The organism is Priestia sp. HNGD-A6 (assembly GCF_045784335.1).
Taxonomy (GTDB): Bacteria; Bacillota; Bacilli; order Bacillales; family Bacillaceae_H; genus Priestia; species Priestia zanthoxyli.
Genome location: NZ_CP138621.1, coordinates 464,180 through 481,858, shown reverse-complemented (window position 1 = coordinate 481,858; position 17,679 = coordinate 464,180). Strand labels below are relative to the sequence as shown.

Below are 17,679 nucleotides of genomic sequence, written 5' to 3'. Positions count from 1 at the left end.
CATGTTACTATAGGAACCGTTGAAAGAAACGAGAACAAAAATACGAACAAATGACAGGGGAGATTTGATGGATCAAAAACAAAAAGTTGCTTTTTTAGGTGCTGGATCAATGGCAGAAGCGATGATTTCTGGTATGGTCAATGCAAAGAAATTACCTGCTGAAAATATTATCGTAACAAATCGCAGCAATGATGCGCGACTGCACGAACTTGAAAATAGATATGGTATCAAAGCAGTAAAGCGCAGCGAGCTGAAAACAGATGACATTGACGTTTTTATTCTAGCGATGAAGCCAAAAGGCGCTGAAGAGGCATTAAACGAATTAAAGCCTCAAATCAACAAAGACCAGCTTGTCCTATCTGTTCTTGCAGGGATTTCATCTTCTTACATGGAAGAGTTATTGCATGATGAACAGCAGGTCATTCGAGTGATGCCGAATACATCAAGTATGATTCAGCAATCAGCAACGGCTATGTCTCCAGGTCAATATGCTGCAATGGATGCTGTGCTAACAGCAAAAGAGCTGCTTTCTGCAATCGGAAAAGTGTACGTGATTGATGAGCCTCAAATGGACATTTTCACAGGAATTGCCGGAAGTGGACCCGCTTATTTTTATTTCCTTATGGAGCATATCGAAAAAGCAGCTAAAGAAGAAGGTCTCGATCCTGAGCTAGCACGTGAAATTGGCGCCCAAACCATTTACGGTGCAGCAAGAATGATGATGGAAAGAGATGAAACGCCGACGGAGCTTCGTGAAAATGTGACGTCTCCAAACGGTACAACAGCAGCTGGTTTAGACGCCTTAGCTAAACACGGCGGCGGAGAAGCAATGATGCAAGCAGTCAAAGGAGCATCAAAGCGTTCAAAAGAAATGAGTGCTCAACTACAAAAAGTGGCAAGTACTAATTAATTCGTCACTTATCTTCTTCGTGAATTCCTCACCACAAAAAAATAATCATAAACAAGAAAACATACAGAACACACTAGGAGTGATTTGATGAGTCCCGACAATAAGAAGCGGGTTGTAATTAAAATTGGAAGTAGTTCATTAACAAGTTCACACGGTGAAATCAGCAGACGGAAGCTCGAGCGCCTTGTGGATCAAGTCGTAGACTTAAAAGACAGCGGTCATGAAGTGCTATTGGTTTCATCAGGAGCTGTAGCTGCAGGATACCGCAAGCTTGGCTGCTTAGAGCGACCTAGCTCTTTACCTGAAAAACAAGCAGCTGCCTCAATTGGTCAAGGACTGTTAATGGAGGCTTATTCAGAACTGTTTCTATCACATGGATACGTTGCTTCTCAAATCTTAATTACGAGAGACGATTTTTCAGACGAAAATCGTTACAACAATGCACGAAATACAATTAATGTGCTGTTAGAACGTGGTATCGTACCAATTGTCAATGAAAACGACACGGTAACCATCAATCGATTAAAATTTGGCGACAATGATACACTTTCAGCTAAAGTTGCTGGACTAGTGGATTCCGACCTGCTTATTATTTTATCGGATATCGATGGCTTATACAGCGCAGACCCTCGTCAGGATCCAAATGCAAAATTAGTTCCTCACGTAGGGGAAATCACGCAAGACATCGAAGAATCTGCAGGAGATTCAGGAAGTTCAGTTGGAACAGGCGGTATGCGCTCGAAAATTGACGCGTTCAAAATCGCTATGGCGTCAGGAATTCCAGCATTTTTAGGAAGAGCTGGCGTGCCAAAAATTTTAACACAAGCGGTTGACGGAGATGCAACAGGAACGTATTTTGAATCTGAAGATGATTCTGCGAACCTTAATCAGAAAAAGCAGTGGATTGCGTTTAACTCTGGTCCTGAAGGGGAAATAGTAGTCGAAGATGCCGCGAAACGTGCAATTATTGAAGATAAAGAGCCTTTACTTCGCGAGCATGTTAAATATATTAAAGGACACTTTAGTGAACGAGCAGTTGTACGTATTCTAGATAAAGATGACAATGAGCTGGCTCTTGGCGTGACAAATTATTCATCTGATGAACTTGCACTGAATGAGCCAATTGATCAACCGATTGTTGACAGCGAAGGTCTAGTGTGTCACTTAGAAATTCCAGTACCGGTCGGTTTGTAAGCAAACATGCTGTAAAGAAAAGGAGCCCTTCCTTTTCTTTGCATGATTGCATTTACCTCTTATGCCTCACACTTTAAAATCAAACAAAACTAAAACGAATCCAGGAGTGATTTGGTGTTACAAACAAATGAAACGTATTCAGTAGAAGAACAAGCTATTTCAGCAAAAAAAGCAGCTAAGCAATTAAGTTTACTAACAACAAGGCAAAAGAACGATGCGCTGTTAACGATTGCTTCTACACTTGAAAGCAACACGGAGTATATTTTAAAAGCAAATGAAGTAGACTTAAAAAACGGGAAAGAAAAAGGTTTTGACGAAGCGCTTATGGACCGCCTTGCTCTTTCAGCGGAACGTGTAAAAGAATTTGCAAACGGCCTTCGTGAAGTTGCTGAGCTAGATGATCCAACAGGCGATATTTTATCAAGCTGGACATTGGATAACGGTCTAGATGTAAAGCAAGTACGCGTGCCTCTTGGCGTGATCGGAATGATTTATGAAGCACGTCCAAACGTAACGGTAGATGCAACAGGGCTAGCGTTGAAATCTGGAAATGCTATTGTGTTAAAAGGCGGCTCTTCAGCTATTTCATCTAACCAAGCTATCGTGGACATTATTCATAAAGCTCTTGATGAAACGCCAATTCCTAAAGAAGCGGTACAGTTTATTTCAAGTACAGATCGTGCGGCTACGCAAGAATTATTTACAATGAAAGAGCATATTGACGTGCTGATTCCGCGCGGAGGGGCTTCATTGATTCAAGCGGTCGTCAATAACGCAACCGTTCCCGTGTTAGAAACGGGAGTCGGAAACTGTCATATTTACATCGATGAAAAAGCTGACGTTAAGAAGGCCATTCCGATTTTAATTAATGCAAAAACAGATCGACCAGCGGTGTGTAACGCAGCAGAAACGGTTCTTGTACACAAAAAATGGCTCGATTCTCATAAAGATGAATTGATTCAAGCATTCAACGATCATAGTATTGAAGTATATGGTGACAAAGCGACAGTAGGTGAAATTCCTGGAGCAAAACCAGCGGCTGAAAAAGACTGGGCTGAAGAGTATTTACGCTTAGCAATTGCGATGAAAGTAGTAGAGAGTGTGGATGAAGCGATTGACCATATCGAAACATATGGAACAAAACACTCCGAAGCCATCATTTCAGAAGATGAACAAGCCGTTTCACGCTTTATGTCATTAGTTGATGCAGCCGCACTGTATCATAATGCATCTACGCGCTTTACTGACGGAGGAGCTTTAGGATTTGGAGCTGAAATTGGGATTTCAACTCAAAAGCTTCATGCACGTGGTCCAATGGGACTTCCTGCACTTACGACAATTAAATATATTATGAGTGGAAACGGACAAACTCGATAAGAAATCAAAAGCGAGCCTAATCATGTGCTCGCTTTTTTTTATGAAAAGCAAAACAAGTAAATGGAAGCTGATTTGTAAAAAATTATAAACTCTGTTATAATAGTAAAATATATAATTTTTGTGATCTTCATTTTTGTTCTTTTCAGACTATCCCGTTGTTTTAAGAAAAGCAACTGCTATCTGCTTTGTTATAACTTCATTTTTATTTTAGTCTTTCAAGACGCCGTATTATTCCTCAAAGATTGATTTACGGATGTATAGTATCACTTTATCTTGCACCATTTACCGCATTTACACGCTAAGTTAATCTTCATTTATTATCCACTTAAAAAGTACTGTTTAAAGGAGACGATGTGTATGTATAATCGTAAAAATTTAGAGCCGGCTGTTATTGAAGAAACAAAAGTTTGGGAATGTACATCAGATACGTGTAATTGTTGGGTTCGAGATAACTTTAAAAGCGGAGATCAGCCAACTTGTCCAATTTGCAAAAGCGAAATGAAGCAAGCTGTAAAAGAGCTGCAGGTTATTCATAATCCTAGAGTCATTGATTAATAACTTTTAGGAAGACGTTTTTTGAAAGGGGTTTGTGGATGTTTCTGGGAATTGATCATGTTCAGCTTCTTGGTCCAGAAGGATGCGAGCAAGAAGCAAGAAATTTTTATGAAAATCTTTTAGGAATGAAAACTGTTCTTAAGCCGGAAAATTTAAGGCACAGAGGTGGCATATGGTTTCAATGTGGGACTCAAGAAGTGCATATCAGTATTCAAGATGACTACATACCTGCTAAAAAAGCGCATCCAGCTTTTGTCGTGGAAGATATCAAGACGCTTAGACGTAAATTGGCACATTCGGGCTGCGTTCTTTCAGAAGAAGAGCCTATTGCAGGGAGAGAGCGTTTTTTTGTCCATGACCCGTTTGGAAATCGATTAGAATTTTTACAATATGACAAATAAAAGACCTCCAAGCGGAGGTCTTTTATTTTAGGGCTTTATCTAAATAGGTATATACCGTTTCTTTGCTAATTAATACTTCGTTCTCTCGGTCTTTATCTTTTTGCCATTTTTCTCGCGCTTTTGCTAATACTTCTTCGGCTTGTTCCTTGGGAATGACAATCACTCCACCGTCATCACCTGCAATAAAGTCCCCAGGACGGATTTTTACGCCCCCGCAGGAAATGATCTCGTTTACCTTTCCTTTTTCTTTTTTGCTGCTTGCTGCGATCGTAGAGCCCTTACAAAATACGGGGAAATCGAGCTTTTCGATGTCTTCTTGATCTCGTATAACCCCATCTAGTACAATACCGCTTATTCCAACAAGCTTCGCCATGGCTACTACGAAATCTCCTGCTAAGGCATGGTTACAGTAGCTTTTACCATCAATAACGAGCACACTTCCCGGCTCCGCTAGTCGAATCGCTTCAAGCACTGAGTAATTATTGCCAGCGGGCGTATCTACGGTAAGAGCCGGCCCGAATAGTTTGTAATGACGCTGCAAGGGCTTAATAGAAAAGTCTAAGTGGTTGGCACCTTCCATTGCATCTGATAAATTTGCTGTTGATAATGGGAGCTGTTCATTCAACATCATATCTCTCCTTTGTAACTTTAGTTTATCTATACATATTCATATAAGAGAAAGCTCTTATTTATGAAAGGGCAAGTATATAATATGAAGTATTGAAGACGAATTAACTACAAACGTGCAATGTTAGAAGCTTTCAGAGACAAATTTCATCCATTCATTAAATCTTTTTCCTATATGTTATTCGTTATATAAGTATATAGATCCTTTAATGTTACTGTTTGAATGTCTCTATTTCCAAGAATTTCTTGAATCTTTTTAAACTTCAACCAAGAGGGAAGTAGTTGTGGGAAGCAAAGAATGGGGTGTAACAACTGTATTCCAGGATGTTTTTTGTACAGGTTTTAATAGGGAAAGAACAGAATTTCTTCTGGAAATCTAAGAATGGAGCAGAGAAATTTTGATTATAATGAAAGGAGAGTTAGTTATTTAGGAGATGACAAGATGATTTATATTTATAACTGCTACGGAGGCACACATTCATCAGCATTGGCAGCTGCTTACCATCTGAAAAAGCTCCCTGCTAATAGAGAACCAACTGATAAAGAAATATTAAATATTGATGTTTTTAATAAATTGACTTCTAAGGATATGGGGAAGTTAATTTTTCATGGATATGATGAAGAAAAAAATGAAGTATATACATTAGGGAGAGGGTCTTCAAAAGTAGTAGTTCCTGCTATGTATGAGTTAGCCAATTTGCTAAATAAAAAAGGAGAATTACAAACGAAAATACTTTTTTCCAATACATCTCCCACCGTGCCTTTATCTATGACACTAGGAGGTTTGTTTTCAAGAAGGTTAAAGATTAATGTAATAGGTGTTCCTTTATTAATAATAGGTGCTAAGCAGGCCCATAAAGACATTATTAAATTAGTGGAGCAAACAAAGAATTCTGCAAAAGTCACTACCTCAAAAATAGAAATTTTAGATAATGTTTTCGGCGAAGTGTAAAATAAGCTATATATAATAAAGATGAAGGACCTTTGTTAGTTTTATGAATGCCTTTGATTTATACTTAACTGATGTTATATAAGCACGAAATACGTGCAAATGTTTAATCCTGTGAACATTTAATGGAGCTTTATGCATTTTTATATAAAAAAGTGAAACCTTTTGGTATGATGAAACGTAGGAACATATATGGAAATCATATATGAAAAAACATATGTGACGTTAGTCATTTAGTGGAGGGAAAGCAATGGTAAAAAAATTATTGGCCGCATTTATCGCATTAGCGGTTGTGTTTTCACCAATCGGTGGATCACTTATTCATGACGGTTCAAACGTAGCAAGTGCAAAAGGGTATAAATCAGGAAAGCGCTCTTTTGACAGCGGAAGCAATAACCAATCAAGCTTATTTAAAAACAATAACAGTAATTCGGTTAAGCAAAACAATACGTCTAAAAACTCATCATCTAAAAGTACAGCGGCTGGTTCAAAGCGCGGCGGCTTAATGAAAGGTCTTTTAATGGGAGGAATTGCGGGCTTATTATTTGGAAGCTTATTATCTAGCTTAGGACCATTAGGCCCAATTTTAGGCTTTATGGTAAATATGCTTGTGATTGTAGCTTTAATTCTTCTTGTAGTAAAGTTATTCCAAAGCGTACGTAGCAACAAGCGTAAAAATGAGGAAGTGAAATCTTGGAGACAATAAAAATTTCTGAACAAGATATTATCAATGCGATGTGTTTGTATATCGCAGAAAAAAAACAAGTTCAGCCTCAAGAAGTAGAGATTGAGCTAATGTATGATGATGACTACGGTTTTTCAGCAGAGTCATACGTGCATGATCGTAAACAGGTTCATATTACTTTGAACATTATCGAAGCCCTGCGCTATTGGCTGGATACGGAAATGAACGTAGACCCATACGCAGCAGGACTAGAACTGGAATTAGACGATGAAGAAGGCATTATCGCTTTTGCTAAATTAAGTCGATAAAGAAATCTTCAATGAAAAACCCGCTCAAGTGAGCGGGTTTTTTTATTATGATTTTACCTGTTCGTTGGAACTGGACTTATCGCTTTTTTTAGTGAAAAACCACCAGTTGGCATCTCCAAGCAATTTCATAAGAGAAGGGACAAGAAGCATTCTGACAATCGTTGCATCGATAAATATAGCTAAAGCAATTCCTACACCCATTTGTTTAACAGGCGTTACGTCTGTAAAAGCAAAGGCTCCTGTAATGACAATCATGATTAAAGCAGCGCTCGTAATGATTTTACTAGTGGAAGCTAGGCCTTCGACCGTTGCTACATTGTTATCCTTCGTTTGATGATACACTTCGTGAATGCGTGAAATCAAAAAGACTTCGTAGTCCATGCTAAGCCCAAATACAAGGCCGAAAACAAAGACCGGCAGCACTAAAGCGATATTGGATTGGGTAAGACCTAAATGTCCATTTTGAAACAGCCATACAAGTAAACCAAACGTAGCTGTTAAGCTTAAAATATTCATAATGATAGCTTTTAAAGGAATCAGGACGGAACGAAAAGCAATCATTAAAATGACATACGTTGAAAATAAAACAAGAGCCAGTCCATAAGGCGCCTTTTCATAAATTTCATCAAATATTTCTTGTTCGAATTTTGGATAGCCGCCAATATGAACGGTGAAAGGTGAACGTTTCTCTTTCCATTTTCGAACAAAATCTTTTGCTTGATCTGAATTTTGGTCTGTATCTAGCGTAGCTTTTATGAGCATATAATGTTCGTTAATAAACGAATCTACAGCTGGCTTTGTCTGCGCGCTTATCTGCGGGTTGTTCAGCATAGCTTGAAGCTGATCACTGGATTTTACGTTTAAAGCGGTAGAAATAGAATCAACTTGCTTAACTAACGAATCTTCTTTTAATTGTTTTATAAAAGTAAAGGCATTTGTTAAAGGCTTTTCCTTCAGCATATCTTGCTTAGCTTCTAACACAAAATAAACGTCTGCCGCGTTTTTATTTATAAACGTATCGTTATACGTGTCAAAAGCTTGACGAGACTCGTATTTTGTTGGCAGTGCTTCTGAAGACGGTATTTCTAGATGCATGTCTCGAACGGGAATAAGTGCTACTAACAGAATAATAAGAGAAACAATCGTCATAGCTACAGGCTTTTTCATGACAAATGTAGCGAATGAACGCCACCTAGATTGACCGCCTTGTTCACTGATTTTTAAGATGCGTAAACGATTGATGCGTGTACCTAGTATAGCCAGTATGGAAGGAAGCAGCGTAAGAGCTGAAAACACAGCAATAAAAACAACAGCCATTCCTCCAAGAGCGACGTTTTGAAAAATATCAACTTGAATAAACAGCATTCCCGCTAATCCAATAAATACACATAATCCGGAGAAGATGACTGAGCGTCCCGCTGTTTGAATGGTGATTTTGATTGCTTGCTCTACCGATTTTGTTTGAATTTCTTCTTTAAAGCGATTAATAAATAAAAGGGCAAAGTCAATACTAAGAGCTAATCCAATCATTGGAATCACGTTTAAAATGAAGATGGACAGCTCTGTGTACGGATGAAAGAAATAGACAACGCCCATGGTGGTAACGACGGTTACAATTCCTATCATAAGAGGGATTGTAGCGGCTACCACGCCACCAAAAGCTAGAAGAAGTACAACTAAAGCAACAGGAATGCCGATTGCTTCCGCTTTTGCTAAATCAGCTTGGCTTGCTGTATTCATATCTTTTTCAATAATAGGACCACCGGTTAATTTTACACTCATTTCTTTTTCTTCAGATGAAAGAGTTCTGATCTTTTCCACTCGTTTATCCATCGTTCCATCATCGTGATTAAAGTGGATAATTCCATACGCTGTGCTTCCTTTTATCATCTTGTTAGAAGCCGTTGGTATATCAACTTTCGACGCGTCTGATTTGTCTTTTGCTTTTTGCATATACTGAGCGATAGTTTGCTGGAATTTCGAGTCAGAAACTCCGTCTTTTTTTTCAAACAAAACGATGATCTGAGCTTCGCTAACATCAAATTTATTAACTAAAAGCTGCTCGGTATCCTTATACATTCCTTTCATTTCAAATCCGTTTCCTCCTAGCACAGAAGGAAGCTTAGCCGCATAAAAGCCAAATCCGACAATTAGGATGATCCACAGTATTAATAAAATTTTTCTGCCCGCATATAATGCGTTCGCTATTTTATTCATATTAACCTCCAATTTTTTGTACAGTTACTAGACTATTTTATACTAACAGTTATTGTAATTAGAAGAAGTATTGTGTTTTTTTGTTTTTTTTGCCTGGAAAAGCTTTTCAGATAGATGCGCAGGGGTGTTTCCTTAGCAAAATCGTGTTTATGTTTCAGGCGATTTAGGGAACACTGTACATAAATGCACGAAGGGGGATTTAGAAAGATGCAAATGAAACAGCCAGCTAAAATGACGAATAGTTATGGATGTAAAAATGAGTATGATACATTAAAACGTGTGGTCGTTTGTCCACCTACATATATGAAAATTGAAGAAATTATTAATGAAACACAAAAGCATTATGCGGACGAAAACATTGATGAGAGCTTAGCTTCAAAGCAGCACCGTCAATTTGTCGAATGTCTTCAAAAAGAAGGGATTGAAGTCATCGGACTATCTGCACAAGAGCCATTTCCAGAACAAGTATTTACACGGGATATTGGCTATACGCTCGGAGATACCGTTATTGTCACGAAAATGGGCAGCGAAATTCGAAGCGGAGAAGAACAAGTGCTAGCCGATTGGCTGCAGCAGCAAGGTATTCCTTTCCATCAGGTACCGGACCACTCCATTGAAGGTGGAGATGTGCTGATTGATGGACAAGCTATTTTTATTGCACTCAGCGACCGTACAAGTAAAGAAGGCGTGGAGCATATCCAAGAGCTGCTTCCAGCGTATGAGGTTGTTCCGATTCCTATTGATCGGTCTTATCTTCATCTTGATTGTGTGTTAAATATTTTATCACCTACAGAAGCGCTTGTATTTTCACCTGCTTTACATGAGAAAGAATTAAATTTACTTCGCATGAAATATGACTTAATTGAAGTAACAAAAGAAGAGCAGTTTACGATGGGAACCAATGTATTATCCATCGGTAATCAACGGGTGATCAGCTTGCCAATGAATACAGAAGTGAATGAAGAGTTAAGGAAACGAGGCTATAAAGTGATTGAAGTTGATATATCTGAAATTATTAAGTCCGGCGGTTCTTTCCGCTGCTGCACTATGCCTCTTGAACGAGTGTAAAAAGTGTAAAAAGCTTAAAAAGAAAAAAAGATCTCGGCGATAGCCAGGGATCTTTTTTTGAGGGATGTTGTATAAAATTTCAAGTGAAAGGAACATTAACCTATATAAGCTGTTGAAGGAAAGGAGTGATAAACATGGCAAATCGTAATCCTATTTTAGTTCAAGGTGCTGAACAGCTTCTTGATCAGTTAAAAACGGAAATCGCGGGAAGACTTAACGTTCAGCTTGGCGCTGAGCAAACGGCTCGTGCAAATGGTTCTGTTGGTGGAGAAATGACGAAGCATCTTGTTGCAATGGCGCAGCAGCAATTAAGCGGTGCACAAGGACACATTCGCTAGTCTGCTCTACATAAATACTTTGATGAAAAGTTCTGGCTCTTTTGAGCCGGAACTTTTTTTGTGTAGGAAACATCATTCTACTTTCTCATGGTCGCTTGATTTGAGATTTTGCTCGAAATTCTCCACTTTCAAGGTTGAAAAGTGCATAAAATGGGAAAAGAACAAAAAAAGAGAAAGTAGAGGTTTATCATGAAAAAGCTATTATCATTCGGAAAAAGTCTTGGTAAAGAAATTCAAGAAGATCAAGCAACGGGACTAGCGGCTGAGCAAGCCTATTATTATATGCTATCATTATTCCCTATGCTTATTTTACTGATATCGATTGTTCCGTATCTATCGATTAAACCGGCAGAGGCAATCGATCTTCTTCAAAGCGTTATGCCGGGAGAAACGGCTGCAATCTTTAAGGATAACGTAGCTCAATTTGTAAGCCAACCAAACGGCGGGTTACTGACTGTAGGGATTTTAGGAACCATTTGGTCCGCTTCAAACGGTATGAACGCCTTTATTCGTGCAATGAACCAAGCCTACGACGTGAAAGAACAGCGCTCGTTTATTAAAGTAAGAGGCTTGTCCATTCTTTTAACAATTGGATTAATTGTAACAATTGTTGTATCGCTTCTTTTACCAGTGTTCGGAGGGGTTTTGTTAAATTGGATAAGCGAATGGTTTTCTCTTCCTTCAGGTACAACAGTGGTTTTAAATATTCTGCGCTGGATTGTTGGTGTCGGCATTATGGTACTTGTTTTATCCGTATTATACAGATTAGCGCCAAATAAAACATTTCCTTTTGCTCACGTATGGCCCGGAGCACTCGCTGCTACGCTACTATGGCAGCTGACATCTTTAGGGTTCTCATTTTACGTAAGCAACTTTGGCAATTATTCTGCTACTTATGGAAGCTTAGGAGGCGTAATTGTTCTGATGCTTTGGCTATTTTTAACGGGGTTAATTCTCGTCATTGGAGGAGAGATTAATGCTATTTATCACCGAAACAAAACGGCTGCACCTCCTAAAGATACGTCTCAGGCGATGTAATAAAAAAGGAAACCTGTATAAAGGTTTCCTTTTTTAACGTTTAAAGCTATTCACAAGCTGTTTAAATGAGTTGGCTGTATATTTGACCGAATCTTTTTTGTACTGTATATCCGTTTTAATCGCTGCTTGTGTTACTTTTAAATGGTTTGTTTTTTCTTTAATATGATCAGTTTCGTTTTGAAGATGTTGAGAAGTGGCATTTACAGAGTTCACAGTTGGCTTGATTTTTTTATTAAATGATACGCCTGCGTAAATAAGATACGCAAGTGATGCCAAAACAACAGCTAAGCTTATATAAACAATAATCATCATTGTGCCTCCTTTGTACGTATTTATATTTATATAGGTGAGAATAAAATATATACGAATATCATCCTCTTTATTTAATTGTTATACCCATTTTTAATTAAAACAAACAAAAGCCTGCCGAGAAGACAATATATTGGATTTTTTCTGAAATTTCATTCATCATTACATATAGAGTTACCTTGAAAGGAGAGAGAAGAAGAATGCCGTTAGATTCGCATATTCAAATATTTCTAAATCAATATAACGAAATGCCCCGTCCTTCTTTAGAGGACGTTACACCCCTGCAGCTGAGGGAAATGGAAAAGATGTCTTTAACTCCTTCCAAAGAAGCAGTTAAAAAAGTATATAATGAAGAAATCCAATTAAATGAACGTACCCTCACTATACGAGTGTATGAGCCTGAAGGAACAGGGCCATTTCCCGCTCTTGTTTATTATCACGGAGGAGGCTGGGTATTAGGAAGCCTGGATACTCATGACTCCATATGCAGGTCGTATGCAAATGAAACAAACTGTATTGTAGTGTCTGTTGATTACCGCCTTGCTCCTGAGAGTAAATTTCCCGCTGCGGTGAACGATGCCTATGACGCCCTGGATTGGATTTCAGCTCACGCGTCTAAATTAAATATCGATTCAAACAAAATTGCCGTTGGAGGAGATAGTGCTGGTGGCAACCTTGCTGCGGTTGTAAGCACTTTAGTCAAAGAAAGACAAGGTCCACCCATTGTTCATCAGCTGCTTATTTATCCGTCTGTAGGATTTAAAAATCAGCATCCTGCCTCTATGAAAGAAAACGCCGAAGGATATCTTCTTTCAAAAGATCTCATGGATTGGTTTCGCCTTCAGTACTTAAATAATAAAGAAGAAGAACAGCATCCCTATAACGCTCCGGTATTACTAGAAGATTTATCGAGCCTGCCAAGCGCTACCATTATTACAGCACAGTACGACCCTCTAAGAGATAGCGGAAAAGACTACGCGGACGCATTAAAAAATCACGGTGTTCCCGTCACCTACGAAAATTATGAAACGATGATTCACGGATTTTTAGGGTTTCATGAATTTGTCCCACTTGCTCAGCAGGCGATCAATAAAAGCGCAGCTCAACTGCGTCAAGTATTTGATTCTATTTAAGTTGAAAAGATGTACAGTGTCATAAATCATATGAACTTGAGGGAAACAGCACATGGATGTGCTGTTTTTCTTTATTGATAGGTAGAAAAGATTGACAAGAATTTCAAAAAATAGCCCATTATCTCTTTTAAAGTCATTTTATTTGGAGTATAGTAGAAAAGTAGGATAAAAACATTTATTTACATTAAGTAAGGTGATTTTTTGAATGATAAAAAACAAGTAGGTCAGCTGATTCAAGATCTGCGAAAGATTGCGGAAATGACAACTGTCGAGTTATCAGAAGGAATTTGTACAGAAGAAGAGCTACATCGATTTGAACAAGGTGAAATTCATGCAAGCAGTGAAGTTCTCTATCATTTATCGAAACGCTTAGGGGTTCCGATGAATTATTTCTTTGAAGCAGGAGAGCTAACGCCCAACGATTATTCAAAAGAAATTAAATCGACCATTAGGCATTATATACGAAAACGCGATTATGAAACCGTGTTACATATGGTGGACAAAGAAAAAGATAATCCTATGTTTCAAGATCCTTTTCACGCACAATTTTTCCTATGGCACGAAGCCATATGTGATTATTATATCGGAAATAAATTTGAACAAGCGCTTCGTAAATTGGAAAAAGCCATTGCGTTCACGCGTACGAGCGAACAGTTTTATTCAGAGAAAGAGATTGCTATTTTAAATAGTATTGCCATTATTTACGAAGAAGAAGGTCATTTAAAAAAAGCGTTCAGTACGTTTATGGAAGGATTGCAGCATATTGCTTTGCTTCCTAAGTTAAAAGATCCTCTTGTCAAAATTCGAATTTTATATGGATTATCACATGCGCTTTTGCAAATGGAACGTTATGAAAAGTCGGTTAAATATGCACAAGCAGGACTAGAGCTGTGTATTCAGCATGAGACGCTTTATTTATTAGGAGAACTGCACTATCAAATTGGAGAAGCACTCTGTCAGCTTGGTGAGCTTAAAGAAGGAATAGCTTACCTAGAAAAAGCTATTACTGTTTTTGAAATTGAGCAAAATGAAGCGTTTGTGACCATTATTAAAGAAGAGATGTTTAAATATCAAGAAACAAAAAAGAAGAGCTGACAGCTCTTCTTTTTTTATCTCCAATACACTGGGTGTGGGTAAATCGGACGAGGACGAGGGTAAAAGTAAGGGGGGTGGTAATAAATAGGACGTGGGTAAGGGTAAGGATAAAATGGCCGAGGGCGAGGATATGGATAATAACCATAAGGGAATCTTTCTTCAGTTTCCTGGGGATTGGAATAATAATCATAGCCATATTGATACTCTTCTAAAGGTTGTTCCGGGTAATATGGGTAATTCACTCTTTTCACCGCCTAAGTTTTTATGCTTTTTACTGTATTCAATATAGAAAGAATTGGAGTATGTACCCATCAAACTTTTAATTTGAAAAAGGGGGGAGACAAGGAGTATTTTGAAAGCAAAAACAAATTAACTTTCCTTCTCGTTTTCTTGTAAGTTATCAGCACCGGGAAGGTTGGGAGGTTCAAAGCTTTTAATAAAAGAAGCGTAAGCAATCGTGTCTTTAATAGGATTTACATAAGATAATGGTTGACCTCGATAGCTGAAATTAAATGTAATCCAAGCAAAATCTTTATTATTGTTAGAAATCAGTTTTGCATTATGTATAAAAGCAGATGCGGCAATCATCGCATCTGGGCCTTTAATTTTTTTATTGGATTCTATTTTAGCTTTTCTGCGAATTTGAGCTGCTAGCTGCGCAATTTCACTTGTAACGTCCACAATCTTATCTGTCATATCGTAAATATAATGATTTTTTACTGCTTTGACTTGAGGATTTGTTTCTACTTCCCAATGCGACAGAAGTTCCATTTGTACAACAGTAGGCATTAAAAATTCCGCATTATTTGAAATAAGTTCATTAATATATTCTACAACTTCTGGATAATTAAGCGCATGTGAAGCCCAAATGTTTGTATCAATGATTACTTTTTCACCCAACACAAATCGTTCACTCCTCTCTACTAGCCATTCGTACCAGCTCTTCTAACCCAAAAGATGAGTAAAGAGCCGCAGCTTCTGAAAGCTGGTTGCTTAATAGAAGCTTTTCATATTTAGTTAATCTAGTTTTTGCAGATTTTATAGGCTTTTCTTGTGTATCATTTAATGTTTTATCATACGTGCGTAGAACTTTATGTTGAGGTTTGTATTTAAGATTTTTCTTCTGTATAGGGGATGAGGAAGGTGATTGCGGTGAGGGTTGTGTGTAAATTTTTCTATTTATTTTAAGGTTAAAGTGCTTCTGAACTTCCTTGCTGTATGTTCCTTTTTGGTCATCTACCAAGCGCTGTGCTTTCATGATATCCCTGCCTTTTATATAAATTTATATAGTATATGTGATGAAGTTTTCTCTTACTATTCCTTTTACATAAAAAGATTAAAAAATTAGCTTCCGGGAGTTATTAAATTAACTAACGTTTGCCTGGTGAGTGATAATCTCAGCCAATACCGGACAAAGATTTAAAAACATGATATCGTGTAAGAGAAATAAATTAGTATAGGTTAGAGAAGGAACTAGGCAACAATACGGTGTTTTATTACCGATTTGGTCCGTCCTCATTTATGAGATTTTGCTAAAATGTAAAAACCTACATATTTCCTTCCGAGATCATCCATACTTTATTGACAAAGGAAAATTAATCATGGTATATTATCTTTAATTAAAGATATTCAAATTAAAGATAAATAATAAATGATAAACTAGACGATTTATCCGGAGGAATGTAGAATGAACCACTTAAAAGGAATACACCACGTAACGGCTATTACAAGCAGTGCAGAAAAGAATTATGAATTTTTCACATATGTGTTAGGCATGCGCTTAGTTAAAAAAACGGTCAATCAAGATGATATTCAAACGTATCATTTGTTTTTTGCAGATGATAAAGGCAGCGCTGGAACGGACATGACTTTTTTTGATTTTCCAGGTATTCCAAAAGGGTTTCACGGAACAAATGAAATTTCAAAAACATCTTTCCGCGTTCCAAATGATGCGGCTTTAGACTATTGGGTAAAGCGCTTTGATCGCTTAGAAGTAAATCATACGGGGATTCAAGAGCTATTTGGGAAAAAGACGCTTTCGTTTGTTGATTTTGATGATCAGCAGTATCAGTTAATTTCCGATGAAGGAAATCAAGGAGTTGAATCAGGCACTCCTTGGCAAAAAGGCCCTGTCCCTCTTCAATACGCTATTACAGGACTTGGTCCTATCTTTATTCGTATTGCCGAGTTTAATTACTTTAAAGAAATGATGGAAAAAGTCCTTTTGTTTAAAGAGATTGCTCAAGAAGGAGACCTTCACCTATTCGAAGTAGGAGAAGGAGGAAATGGTGCGCAAGTAGTAGTAGAACACAATGAAAAACTTCCACAGGCTCAGCAAGGTTTTGGAACGGTTCATCACGTTGCTTTTCGCGTAGAAAATCGACAGGCTCTTGAAGAGTGGATTAATCGAATGCCAAGCTTCGGTTTCCATACGTCTGGTTATGTGAATCGTCACTTCTTTGAATCGTTGTATGCAAGAGTGGCTCCGCAAATTTTATTTGAATTTGCGACAGATGGACCAGGATTTATGGGAGATGAACCTTACGAAACGCTCGGAGAAAAATTATCACTGCCTCCTTTTTTAGAGCCAAAACGTGCAGAAATTGAGAAGCTCGTGCGTCCGATTGATACAGTAAGAAGTACAAAAGAGTTTGTGAAAGAATAATACACAAAAAACACTCAAATAGCTATTTGAGTGTTTTTTTGCTGTTTCAAAGATGAATCAGCTTTCAAAACGCTAAAAAAGAATGTGTTTTTGATATCTTCTCCTTTTATATATACCTATCGCGAATGTTTGCTTAAAAACTGCCAATGTCCTACAAGGAAGGAGTAGGAGTGGGTTGTGCATAGCCTTCCTTATATTTTTCGTCGATGTCTTTGCGGATATCCTTTATTGATTTGCCTCGGTTATAGTCGAGCATAGCTTTAGCTGCAATTTCTATACACAATCCGCATTTTGTTCCATGATCATCCCAGACAACTGCTCCATTTCTTTTGTTTTTAAAAATAAAGCAGTCATAGCTATTTTTGTGATTCGCTTCCATGCCACATCCACAGTAGCAAGGGATTTTTTCAAGTAGTTCACGATTTTTAGCAACGGATAGATAAACTAGTTTCATATCTTTAGGCTGGTTCTTCAAAAACTGTGGCAAAACATCTGCTCCCGGAGTCTCTTCGCGAATATCAGCAACTGCAGCTTTATGATGTTCATGACCTGAATGTGCAGAAGAGTTTGTGGCAGAAGAAGTTGTTGTATTGTTTGAACAAGCGGATAATCCAATACTTGTAGCGAGAATCCCCAACAAAATAATTGATTTTTTCAATACAATTAACATCCTTTCATGTGAAAATAAATGATAGCTGCATCATACACGGCAGTTTATCTATGTAGATAATCAAACACCTGCTTGTTTATATCTAATTCTCTATAAGTATGCAAAGCGGTTATCGTGTATGATAGAGATGGACGAGGAAA

At 37.8% G+C, this 17,679-nt stretch carries 20 protein-coding genes; 14 read left to right on the top strand and 6 right to left on the bottom strand.

Features of this window, described 5'->3' with window-relative positions; genetic code table 11:
- The first annotated feature begins 67 nt into the window (after positions 1 to 67).
- From proC to SCI76_RS02515, 5 genes are all read left to right on the top strand, one after another.
- Positions 68 to 910: a pyrroline-5-carboxylate reductase gene (gene proC / locus SCI76_RS02535; RefSeq protein WP_328180166.1), complete on the top strand. Its 843-nt coding sequence runs from the start codon at positions 68 to 70 to the stop codon at positions 908 to 910.
- 87 nt (positions 911 to 997) lie between these two features.
- Positions 998 to 2,104 (top strand): glutamate 5-kinase, encoded by a 1,107-nt coding sequence (proB, locus tag SCI76_RS02530; protein ID WP_328180165.1) that lies wholly within the window; start codon positions 998 to 1,000, stop codon positions 2,102 to 2,104.
- 114 nt (positions 2,105 to 2,218) lie between these two features.
- Entirely contained in the window at positions 2,219 to 3,481 is a 1,263-nt protein-coding gene (locus SCI76_RS02525) for a glutamate-5-semialdehyde dehydrogenase (protein WP_328180164.1), read from the top strand.
- A gap of 357 nt (positions 3,482 to 3,838) precedes the next feature.
- Positions 3,839 to 4,036, top strand: coding sequence for a cold-shock protein (locus SCI76_RS02520; protein WP_013056990.1), 198 nt, complete (start codon positions 3,839 to 3,841; stop codon positions 4,034 to 4,036).
- Between the two features lie 38 nt (positions 4,037 to 4,074).
- Positions 4,075 to 4,437: a VOC family protein gene (locus SCI76_RS02515; RefSeq protein ID WP_013056991.1), complete on the top strand. Its 363-nt coding sequence runs from the start codon at positions 4,075 to 4,077 to the stop codon at positions 4,435 to 4,437.
- Positions 4,438 to 4,459: 22 nt separating this feature from the next.
- On the opposite strand, the gene SCI76_RS02510 is transcribed toward SCI76_RS02515, so the two are convergent.
- Complete coding sequence (locus SCI76_RS02510; RefSeq protein WP_328180163.1) at positions 4,460 to 5,065, bottom strand: RraA family protein; 606 nt, start codon at positions 5,063 to 5,065, stop codon at positions 4,460 to 4,462.
- Positions 5,066 to 5,506: 441 nt separating this feature from the next.
- Here SCI76_RS02510 and SCI76_RS02505 point away from each other — a divergent pair, with 441 nt between their 5' ends.
- From SCI76_RS02505 to SCI76_RS02495, 3 genes are all read left to right on the top strand, one after another.
- Entirely contained in the window at positions 5,507 to 6,016 is a 510-nt protein-coding gene (locus SCI76_RS02505) for a DUF3189 family protein (RefSeq protein ID WP_043982658.1), read from the top strand.
- Between the two features lie 247 nt (positions 6,017 to 6,263).
- Complete coding sequence (locus SCI76_RS02500; RefSeq protein WP_028413394.1) at positions 6,264 to 6,719, top strand: hypothetical protein; 456 nt, start codon at positions 6,264 to 6,266, stop codon at positions 6,717 to 6,719.
- Positions 6,707 to 7,006 (top strand): YxcD family protein, encoded by a 300-nt coding sequence (locus SCI76_RS02495; RefSeq protein ID WP_014460159.1) that lies wholly within the window; start codon positions 6,707 to 6,709, stop codon positions 7,004 to 7,006. Before SCI76_RS02500 ends, SCI76_RS02495 begins: the two co-directional genes overlap by 13 nt.
- Before the next feature lie 45 nt (positions 7,007 to 7,051).
- Here the strand turns inward: SCI76_RS02495 and SCI76_RS02490 are convergent, their stop codons facing one another.
- Positions 7,052 to 9,223 (bottom strand): MMPL family transporter, encoded by a 2,172-nt coding sequence (locus SCI76_RS02490; protein WP_328180162.1) that lies wholly within the window; start codon positions 9,221 to 9,223, stop codon positions 7,052 to 7,054.
- Between the two features lie 207 nt (positions 9,224 to 9,430).
- On the opposite strand from SCI76_RS02490, the gene SCI76_RS02485 reads away from it, so the two are divergent.
- The 3 genes from SCI76_RS02485 to SCI76_RS02475 all read left to right on the top strand — a co-directional run bounded on the left by SCI76_RS02485 (position 9,431) and on the right by SCI76_RS02475 (position 11,667).
- On the top strand, positions 9,431 to 10,291 hold the full coding sequence (locus SCI76_RS02485; RefSeq protein ID WP_048020969.1) for a dimethylarginine dimethylaminohydrolase family protein: 861 nt from the start codon (positions 9,431 to 9,433) through the stop codon (positions 10,289 to 10,291).
- A 134-nt stretch (positions 10,292 to 10,425) separates the two neighbouring features.
- Complete coding sequence (locus SCI76_RS02480; RefSeq protein ID WP_013056997.1) at positions 10,426 to 10,629, top strand: alpha/beta-type small acid-soluble spore protein; 204 nt, start codon at positions 10,426 to 10,428, stop codon at positions 10,627 to 10,629.
- 189 nt (positions 10,630 to 10,818) lie between these two features.
- Entirely contained in the window at positions 10,819 to 11,667 is an 849-nt protein-coding gene (locus SCI76_RS02475) for a YihY/virulence factor BrkB family protein (protein ID WP_033578946.1), read from the top strand.
- 33 nt (positions 11,668 to 11,700) lie between these two features.
- Here the strand turns inward: SCI76_RS02475 and SCI76_RS02470 are convergent, their stop codons facing one another.
- Complete coding sequence (locus tag SCI76_RS02470; RefSeq protein WP_014460153.1) at positions 11,701 to 11,979, bottom strand: hypothetical protein; 279 nt, start codon at positions 11,977 to 11,979, stop codon at positions 11,701 to 11,703.
- A 197-nt stretch (positions 11,980 to 12,176) separates the two neighbouring features.
- On the opposite strand from SCI76_RS02470, the gene SCI76_RS02465 reads away from it, so the two are divergent.
- Together SCI76_RS02465 and SCI76_RS02460 are read left to right on the top strand one after the other, a co-directional pair.
- Complete coding sequence (locus SCI76_RS02465; RefSeq protein WP_407545016.1) at positions 12,177 to 13,109, top strand: alpha/beta hydrolase; 933 nt, start codon at positions 12,177 to 12,179, stop codon at positions 13,107 to 13,109.
- Positions 13,110 to 13,310: 201 nt separating this feature from the next.
- The gene (locus SCI76_RS02460; RefSeq protein WP_048020967.1) at positions 13,311 to 14,204 is read left to right on the top strand and encodes a helix-turn-helix domain-containing protein; all 894 of its coding nucleotides are present in this window, start codon (positions 13,311 to 13,313) and stop codon (positions 14,202 to 14,204) included.
- Between the two features lie 369 nt (positions 14,205 to 14,573).
- Here SCI76_RS02460 and SCI76_RS02455 read toward each other — a convergent pair whose 3' ends face one another.
- Positions 14,574 to 15,107, bottom strand: a complete 534-nt coding sequence (locus SCI76_RS02455; RefSeq protein ID WP_048020963.1) for a PIN domain-containing protein — start codon at positions 15,105 to 15,107, stop codon at positions 14,574 to 14,576.
- 7 nt (positions 15,108 to 15,114) lie between these two features.
- Positions 15,115 to 15,462: a hypothetical protein gene (locus SCI76_RS02450; RefSeq protein WP_328180160.1), complete on the bottom strand. Its 348-nt coding sequence runs from the start codon at positions 15,460 to 15,462 to the stop codon at positions 15,115 to 15,117.
- A gap of 429 nt (positions 15,463 to 15,891) precedes the next feature.
- Here SCI76_RS02450 and SCI76_RS02445 point away from each other — a divergent pair, with 429 nt between their 5' ends.
- On the top strand, positions 15,892 to 16,869 hold the full coding sequence (locus SCI76_RS02445) for a ring-cleaving dioxygenase (protein ID WP_016764075.1): 978 nt from the start codon (positions 15,892 to 15,894) through the stop codon (positions 16,867 to 16,869).
- 151 nt (positions 16,870 to 17,020) lie between these two features.
- Here the strand turns inward: SCI76_RS02445 and SCI76_RS02440 are convergent, their stop codons facing one another.
- Entirely contained in the window at positions 17,021 to 17,527 is a 507-nt protein-coding gene (locus SCI76_RS02440) for a PCYCGC motif-containing (lipo)protein (RefSeq protein ID WP_013083117.1), read from the bottom strand.
- Positions 17,528 to 17,679: the final 152 nt, after the last annotated feature.